At 73.6% G+C, this 2,589-nt stretch carries 2 protein-coding genes; both read right to left on the minus strand.

Annotated elements, in window-relative coordinates:
- A partial coding sequence (locus tag J0670_RS35470) for a CaiB/BaiF CoA-transferase family protein (protein WP_207816702.1) occupies window positions 1–1,014 on the minus strand: 1,014 nt, incomplete at its 3' end.
- Window positions 1,011–2,589: APC family permease (locus tag J0670_RS35475; RefSeq protein ID WP_243437985.1), on the minus strand; the 1,579-nt coding region annotated here is incomplete at its 5' end. The genes J0670_RS35470 and J0670_RS35475, both read right to left, overlap by 4 nt.

Raw genomic sequence — 2,589 nt, forward strand, 5'->3', positions numbered from 1 at the left:
GGGCAGGGTGGCCCGGGGGTTCAGGCCGAGGGAGTCGGCGAGGTCGAAGGCGCCGGCCAAGTCGTTGACCGGGCCGCAGGGCACGCCGAGCGGGGTGAGCACGGTGAACCACTCGGCGGCGGTGCGCAGTCGGAGCCGATCGGTGAGTGCGGCGGCGAGCGCCTCGACGTGTGCGACCCGGTCGCCGTTGGTGGTGAAGCGCGGGTCGGAGGCGAGCTCCGGCGCGTCGAGGCCCCGGCAGAGGGCGGCGAACTGCCGGTCGTTGCCGACCGCGACCACCAGCGGGCGGTCGGCGGCGGGGAAGACCTCGTACGGGGCGATGGACGGGTGGCGGTTGCCGAGGATGCCGGGCACGGCCCCGGCCAGGGTGTAGCCGGCGGACTGGTTGACCAGGCCGGAGAGCAAAGCGGAGAGCAGGTTGACCTCCACCAGCTGGCCCCGGCCGGTGGTGTCGCGCTCGCGCAGCGCCGCCAGGACTCCGACGGCCGCGTGCAGCCCGGTCAGTACGTCCACCAGCGCGACGCCCGTCTTCACGGGTTGGCCCGGGGCCGGGCCGGTGACCGACATCAGGCCGCCGACCGCCTGCACCAGCAGGTCGTAGCCGGGCAGGTCGGCGCCCTTGCCGGAGCCGAAGCCGGTGATCGAGCAGTAGACCAGCCGGGGGTTGAGGGCCTGTGCGGCGGCGGGGCCGAGGCGGTGGCGGTCCATCGTGCCGGGGCGGAAGTTCTCCACCAACACGTCGGCGCGGCGCACCAGCTCGACCGCCCGGGCGTGGTCGGCCGGGTCGCGCAGGTCGAGGGCGAGGGAGCGCTTGTTGCGGTTGACGGAGAGGAAGTAGGTGGCCTCGCCCTGGGCGTGCGGCGGGCCCCAGGCCCGGGTGTCGTCGCCGGTGCCGGGCTGCTCGACCTTGACCACGTCGGCGCCGAGGTCGGCCAGCAGCATGGTCAGGTAGGGCGCGGCCAGGATCCGGCCGAAGTCGGCGACCAGGACGCCGTCGAGGGGGAGCCGGGTCATGCGAGCTCCTCCGCCCGGGCAGCCGCCGCGTCGCCCGCAGTCGTGTCGCCCGCAGCCGTGTCGCCCGCCGTCGCGTCCCCCGAGGGCGCGTCGCCGCGCAGGTGCGGACGGGCCAGCAGCAGGTAGAGGCAGCCGGCCGCGAGCACCACCAGCGCGGAGAGCAGCACGAGGTAGTCGTCGTACCAGGCGGCGTCCGGGGTGCGGCCCCAGCAGATGTTGACGATCGCCGCGACTCCGTAGACCAGCGCGCCGATGTTCACCGGCAGGCCCCAGCGCCCGAGCCGGAAGTCCCCGCTCGGGCGCCAGCCGCGCAGCCGGGCCCGCAGGGCGGCCAGGACCACCATCTGGAAGGCCAGGTAGATACCGATGCTGGAGAAGGAGATGATCTTCGTGAGCGCTCCCTCGGACAGCGCCGAGGCGCCCACGATGATCACGCCGGGCAGCGCCGCCGCGAGCAGCAGGGCGTACGGCGGGACGCGCAGCCGGTCCGAGACGGTGGCCAGCAGCCGACTGCCGGCGATCATCCGGTCCCGGGCGAAGGAGTACGTCAGCCGGCTCGCCGCCGCCTGGAGGCTCAGCACGCAGGACAGGAAGGAGATCAGCACCACGCCGATCACCACCCGGGCGCCCGTCGCGCCGAAGGCGTCGTGCAGCACCGCCGCCACCGGGTCCTTGTCGTCGCCGGAGACCACCGCGCCGATGTCCTTGATCGACATCACCAGCGCCAGGCTGACCCCGATCGCGGCCGCACCGCCGACGTAGATGGTGCGCCGCATCGACTTGGGGATCTGTCGACCCGGGTTCGGCACCTCCTCGGCGACGTCGCCGCAGGCCTCGAAGCCGAAGAAGAGGAAGACCGCGATCAGCCCGGCGGCCAGGAAGGCGTCGGTGTACGAGCCGCCGTCGCCCGCGCCGAAGCGGTCGAAGACCACGCCGAGGCCGTGGTAGCGGTGGGTCAGCAGCAGCCAGCCGCCGACCGCGAGGGCGCCCAGCAGCTCGGCGGCGAAGCCGAACACGGCGGCCGCCGACAGCACCTTGGTGCCGCCCAGGTTGATCACGGTGGCGAGCAGCAGCAGGCCGAGCGCGCACCAGACGGTGGTCGCCGTGCTCGGCTCGACGCCCAGCAGCGCGGCCACGTACGGGCCGGCGCCGTAGGAGACCGCCGCGATGGTGGACATCAGCGCCAGCAGGTACACCCAGCCGGTGAGCCAGCCCCAGGTGCGGCCCCAGAGCCGGCGGGCCCACGGGTACACCCCGCCGGCCACCGGGAACTGGGCGACCACCTCGCTGAACACCAGGGCCACCAGCAGTTGGCCGGTGCCCGCGATCAGGAAGCTCCAGACCATCGGCGGGCCGGCAGTGGCCAGTGAGGACGCGAAGAGTGTGTACACCCCCACGACCGGGGAGAGATAGGTGAAGCCCAGTGAGAAGTTCGCCCACAGGCTCATGTCGCGTTTGAACTCGGAGGTGTAGCCGAGGGCGGCGAGACGGGCGGCGTCGCTGTCGGCGTGGGTGTGGGCGTTCGAGCTCGGGGAGGAGCGCGCGGAGTCGGGGGAGGTGGCACGTGCACTGGCA

The organism is Streptomyces sp. FH025 (assembly GCF_017427025.1).
Taxonomy (GTDB): Bacteria; Actinomycetota; Actinomycetes; order Streptomycetales; family Streptomycetaceae; genus Kitasatospora.